Origin of the sequence: Pantoea sp. FN0302 (assembly GCF_050113775.1) — a bacterium.
Lineage (GTDB): Bacteria > Pseudomonadota > Gammaproteobacteria > Enterobacterales > Enterobacteriaceae > Mixta > Mixta alhagi.
This window is the reverse complement of record NZ_JBNJSM010000013.1, coordinates 1-6,094: the sequence shown is the minus strand read 5'-3', so window position 1 is coordinate 6,094 and position 6,094 is coordinate 1. Positions and strand designations below refer to the sequence as shown.

The following is a 6,094-nucleotide window of genomic DNA, read 5'->3' as shown; positions in this document are numbered from 1 at the left end:
TAGTGACGGGCCGGGTGTACAACGCGGCGAGCATGCCGCCGTGGCCGCTGCCGGGGGCGGCGACGCAGATGGGGTTCATGAGCCGGTCAAAGGACGGGACGCCGGACAACGCCAACGTGCTGCGCTTCGAGGACCGGGCGGGGCAAGAGCAGGTGTGGATCCAGGCCGAGCGCAATATGGACGTGAACGTCAAGAACGATGCCACACGCAGCATCGGCAGCAACCACAGCCATTATGTGCGTAAAAATGAACTGCACCGGGTAGAGGCGAATCAGACGCAGGCCGTAAAAGGTGGAACTGAGATCCTGACCGGGCAGGGCAAGCAGGATGCAGTAGTAGAGCAGTACGTGCTGGCTTCCGGTTCCCAGCTCCGGCTGGTATGTGGGAACAGCGCAATTGAGCTAAACGCCAACGGGCAGATAAACCTTGTTGGAAAAGGTTTTAACCTGTTCGTGGAGGGAGATGGCAACATCACCACCAGTGGCGGTAAGCTAAATCTGAACACGGCGGGCGCGCAGCCAGGCACCTCTGCGCCAGGGCCGAATCACAAGCAGGATATCAAACAGGCAGTGGAGGCAAAGTTTACGCCGGGAAAGCAGAGTAAGGGGGCAACCTCTGTAAAGAAAGAAACCATTGCCCATCAGGCAGTGACTACGCTTGTTTCCCCAATTCCTTCTAAAAGCAGCAGCGATAATTTTTCAAAAATATCGCCAGTTATTTTCCAAAATGAAGGCGGTTATGTAAATGATCCTGATGATGCTGGCGGTGCAACTAATAAAGGTATCGCCTGGCCAACCTGGCAGCGGTATGCAAAAGAAGATCTGAATGTAGATCCTACATTAGCTAATCTGAAAAAACTAACTAATGAGCAGGCAGAGATAATCTATCGTAAACGCTATTGGGAACCATCAGGCTTTAATAATCTTAACGATCCGAAACTGGCATTGATGTCATATGACTGGACTATTACTTCAGGTGGGGCAGGAAAACAAATACAAAAATTGCTTAACAGTGAATTTGGACAAAATCTAAACATTGATGGTGCGATTGGGCCTAAAACAATAGATGCGATGAACAGTGTGCCGGATTCATCGAGACTAACCGAAAGAATTGCAGATATTAGAAAGGCGTATTACCGTAGTCTTGCTGACAGTAAGCCTACGAATGCAAAATTTTTAACGGGATGGCTTAATCGTGTAGATCGCTGCTCACAGGTGGAACTGGAATGAGATTATATCTAAAATCGGCATTATTTTTCTCAGTGCTTTTAAGCGTATCTGCCTTTGCTTCCTCTTCTTTCACTGGCGTATGGTCTGGTGAAAAAGATGATACGGAGAATCAACCGTTATCTACCCTGTCGCTGGATATAAAGCAGGCGCAACAGAATATTAGTGGAAGCTATTGTTATATTAGCCGACGTGGGGCACGCATAGACTGTCCTGAAGAGGGAGAGAGCAACCTGTCTGGCATCGTTCAGGGTGACTCCGCACTTGTTGAGTTCAATTCATCCTTCGGAGGGAAAGGCGGCAAAGCTCAGCTTACTATTAATCAGGGTGTTATGTCATGGCAACTTCTAAAACAACCTGAAGATGGGGATTATACTGCCCCTGATAGTTATATTCTGCGTAAAGACAAAGAAATAAGCGGCACCAATGGTGTAAGTAAAACATTATTAACTGATAAGTTCACTGTTACTATACGCAATAGTTGTGGTGATTTTCTTCAGGTGTGCGATAAGGTTTATTATCTGGGTGTAAGGAATAAAGATAACAGTGTTTTAACATTAACCGGTAAAACCGTGAGTGATATCGATACAAAAAAGGTCATTGGCGCTGCTTTCAAAAACGGTAATGTTGAATATCGAGTCGACTTTAATTTTGCCCGGCTATTAGTAAAGCAAGAAGATAAAATATTAGTTGAGCAGTATGGAAAGTGGCAGAAAGAATAAGTAAAAATATATCAGGTGAAATGTGCCGATAAAAATCAAATGGTTTTTATGCTGGCACATTTTTGAATAATTTTATGGGTTTTCTTATTAGTAGGTAAATTCCTGCTGAATAGTATGATTCCCGCAAGATTTAATATGGTTTCGGAATTGTGTGTTTCTCTAAGCACTTCATCCCTAAGAAATACATTGTGGAATAATTTTAGCTATGACAGTTACCACACTGTACGCCTAAAAATAAACGATTAACTCATACTGCGCATGAGATGTTTTTCAATCATTGCCGCACAATGGTCTTTATGCATTGCAAGGATCCACTATGAAATATTCTCTTCAGGAAGCCTCTTTTTCCTTATTCCCCACAGCATGGCAGGACGCCACTATTAATATCCTGCGTGATGAAGAAAGCGGCCTGTCGCTGGTAATTAGCCGTGGCCCGATACCCGACGAAAGTGATTTTGAACAGGAATTTCATCGTCAGTGGGAAACATTGCGTACGCAGATGGGCGATGTGCAGCAAAGCGCCTTTGAACGTGTCAGCGTCGGGCCGGAAAACAACATTCGCGCCGTGGAAGTGGAAACCGCGTTTACCCGTAACGGTCAGCAGCTGTGGCAAAAACAGCTGGCGGTACAGGTAAGCGGCCAGCCGGTGATGCTGATCTTTACGCTTTCTGCTCAGCGCCCCTTCAGTGAAGAAGATACGCCGCGCTGGAACGCGATTAAACAAAGCCTGACGCTGAACGCTAACCGGAATTCGTAAGGTATGAGTGACAACAATGCGGCCCGTCAGGGCGACGAAATCATCCACTCCAGTGTTTTTGCTGATATCACCAGTATCGTGGCGGAAGGTGCCGCCTATGCGTTAATCGGTGCGGCTGTAGCCGCGGCGGCAACCGTTGCCGCGCCTGCGCTGGGGGCTGGCATGGCGGCGGCAGGTGTTGCTGCTGTAGGATCCAGCTGCGTGCTGAGCGGTATTCTTGGCGGCGTGCTGGCGAACGTGGCTGGCATCACCGATGACATCAGCGCGGCCGCCGACGGCATCGGTAATTTTTTGTTTCCACCATCACCGGCAGGAAAGATTATTACCGGTGCCAGCAATGTTTTGATTAACAGCCTGCCCGCAGCCCGTGCAGCAGGGGCACCGGTGGCAGGTGATACGCCACCGCCTGAACCACAGCCGCCTGGCAGTTTCGCCGACTATGGCGGCATGCTGCTCTCTGCTGCTCAGCAGTTTGGCAGTGAAATGTGGCAGCCGACCGTCGCATCAGCAGCTGCAGGCGCTTCGCCGCTGGAGCAGGATAAAGTCGCCTGTGATAAACATGCTGGCCCACAGTATCTGGCGGAAGGTTCTAAAAGCGTTTTTATTAACGGTCAGCCCGCCGTCCGTGCGAAAGATCGCACCACCTGTGAAGCGACTGTCTCGGAGAAGGTCTCGCCTGATGTGATTATCGGTGGGGAAACCCTGACGGTACGCGATATCAAGAGCGGTAAAATGGCGGGGCTGGCGATGACCATGATCGCCCTTTCATTGATCCGTGGTCGTCCCGGTACAATCCTGAAAAACATGCCCTGCGCACTGGCGGCAGCGGGCGGCGGCATGCTGGCGGATATGGCTGTTAATGCGGTATTTGCTTCGTCGCATCCGGTACATGCAGCAACGGGCGTGAAGGTATTGAATGACGAAAACGAACTCGATTTCTCCCTGCCGGGACGCTTTCCGCTGCGCTGGCAACGTAGTTATAACAGCCTTACCACGCGTAGCGGACTGTTTGGCCCTGGCTGGGCCACTGCTTTTGACAGCTGGCTGAAGCTGGAAGGGGACAAAGTCACCTGGTTCGATGAAACCGGTCGTGAGCTGCGCTTTACGCTTCCTGTGGTTAACCAGGCTTTTTACAGCATCAGTGAAGGGATCATTGTCCGGCGCAATGAGAGCGGCGACGTGGCCATTGCGGATGACGACGGGGCGACGTGGCGGCTGTTCAAGCCCACACGTGCTAACCCTGCCGTGCTGAAGCTGGCCTCGCTCAGTGATGAGTATGGCAACAGTCTGGAAACCGGCTGGGACGAGCACGGACGGCTGGTGCGTATCCACGATGAGCCTCGCGCCATTGACGTTACGCTGGCCTATGAGGATGAGCGCTTCCCTGAACGTGTCACCGCTGCCAGCCATTTTGACGGAACGCACCACTGGCCGCTGATGACCTGGCGATACGACGTGCGCGGGCAACTGGCCGCCGCCACCGATGCCAGCGGCGTGATCACGCGTGAATATCGTTATAACGATCAGGGGCTGATGATCTGGCATCGCCTGCCGGGCGGGCTGGAAAGTGAATATCGCTGGGAAAAGTTCGATCACTGGCGGGTGGTGGAAAACCGTACCAGCACCGGCGACGGTTGCCATATCGCCTATGACATCCCCGCAGGGCTGACTACCGTCACGCAGTATGATGGAGAGACTCGTCAGCACTACTGGAACGCGCAGGGACTGATTACCCGTTTCGTCGATGAGCGCGGCGAGAGCTGGCGTTACGAGTGGGATGAGAACGAGCAGCTGACGCGGCGCATCGATCCGCTTGGTAATGTCGTCAGTTTTGTTTATGACGAAATGGGCAACCGGGTACAGGAAACGGACGCTGACGGCAATACGCAGACGACTCGCTGGCTGGAACACCGGGCGCTACCCGCCTCCATCAGCGCACCGGATGGCGCAACCACCTGGTTTTATTATGATGAACATCATGGACTGGCGCGGATTGTCGATGCGCTGGGGCAAAGCACGCTTTACCGTCGTGACGAGTATGGTCAGATAACGGAGGAGGTTGATGCGGCTGGTAACACGCGTTATCAGGAATATAACGAGGCGGGGCAGATTATTCGCGCCACCGACTGTTCCGGTCGCATAACGCGCTGGCGTTACCATCCGCTCGGCTGGCCTGAAGTGGTGATTACCCCTGACGGCGAAGAGACGCGTTATCGCTATGATGCAGCCGGACGCCCGGTGCAGCTTGAACGTGCGGAGGGCTGGCTGGAGTCGCTCAGCTGGAGCAGCAACGGCCTGCCGCAGGCACATGAAGCTGCAGACGGAAAACGCAGCGAGTTCAGCTATGACGCAGCCGGGCGTCTGATTGCCACCCGTAATGCGCTGGGCGAAGAGGTCCGCCGCAGCTGGGACAGCCGCGGCAGGCTGACGGCGTTGCATAACGAGAACGGTGAAGCTTACCGGTTCCGCTGGGGAGCAGACTCGCTGCTGCTGGAAGAGGCCGGGCTGGATGGGGTGATCACCCGTTACGGTTATGATGCCTGCGGGCGCACGGTTTCGCGCACCTTTGCAGCCGGTCATCCTGAAGCCATTACCCACACTTTTTCCTGGAGCGCAGCCGGTCAGCTGCTGGCGCGCACCACCCCGGAAGGGCAGACGCGCTGGCATTATACCAGGAGCGGGCTGCCGGGGCGCATTACGCAGCATGCGGCGCTGGGCGATAATGCCTGGAGCCGCGAAGCCGAGCAGGAGCTGACGTTTGAGTATGATGCGCTGGGGCACGTTATCAGCGAGCAGAGCGAAAACGGCGCGCTGAACCGCACTTACGATGCCCTGGGTAACCGCACCGCGCTTGAGCTGCCGGACGGGCGTCAGCTCAAGCAGCTTTATTACGGCAGCGGCCATCTGTTGAGCATTGCGCTGGATGGCCTGCCGGTCAGCGACTTTACGCGTGACGCGCTGCACCGCGAGGTGAGCCGGACCCAGGGGCTGCTGACCAGCCGCACGGCGTATGACCGTCTGGGACGCATTCAGCGGCGGGACGTGTTTACCGGACATGCGCAGCGTCCGGCTCCGCGTCGCTGGTCACGGCGCTGGGACTATGACTGGCGCAACCAGCCGTTGCGTGAAGAGCGCGACGACAATCCGTTTAATGCCACCCGCTGGCAGTATGACGGCAGCGGACGACTGCTGACGCAGGATGGCATACAGCAGGAGCAGTGGCGCTGGGATGCGGCGGGCAACCCGCTGGAAAGCACTGCACTGCCGGTACGCCATAACCGGGTAACGCAGCTGAACGGTATTCGCTGGCAGTATGACATTCACGGGCGCACCACGGAGAAAGAGAATGCGCGGATGCGCTGGCGCTACCGCTACGACGGCGAACACCG

General features: G+C 54.2%; 4 protein-coding genes. All 4 read left to right on the top strand.

The window, feature by feature from the left end; genetic code table 11:
- On the top strand, window positions 1–1,229 hold a 1,229-nt coding region (locus ACQE32_RS19765; protein ID WP_427022315.1), incomplete at its 5' end, for a bacteriophage T4 gp5 trimerisation domain-containing protein.
- On the top strand, window positions 1,226–1,948 hold the full coding sequence (locus tag ACQE32_RS19760) for a hypothetical protein (RefSeq protein ID WP_427022314.1): 723 nt from the start codon (window positions 1,226–1,228) through the stop codon (window positions 1,946–1,948). The genes ACQE32_RS19765 and ACQE32_RS19760, both read left to right, overlap by 4 nt.
- A gap of 316 nt (window positions 1,949–2,264) precedes the next feature.
- A complete protein-coding gene (locus ACQE32_RS19755) occupies window positions 2,265–2,705 on the top strand; it encodes a DcrB-related protein (protein WP_250651751.1) in 441 nt (146 codons plus the stop codon).
- A gap of 3 nt (window positions 2,706–2,708) precedes the next feature.
- The coding region (locus ACQE32_RS19750) for a DUF6531 domain-containing protein (protein WP_427022313.1) at window positions 2,709–6,094 on the top strand (3,386 nt) is incomplete at its 3' end.

Bases quoted from the DNA above. Each gene is read 5' to 3' on its own strand.
- ACQE32_RS19755 (WP_250651751.1), top strand. From the start codon at position 2,265: ATGAAATATTCTCTTCAGGAAGCCTCTTTTTCCTTATTCCCCACAGCA.
- ACQE32_RS19760 (WP_427022314.1), top strand. From the start codon at position 1,226: ATGAGATTATATCTAAAATCGGCATTATTTTTCTCAGTGCTTTTAAGC.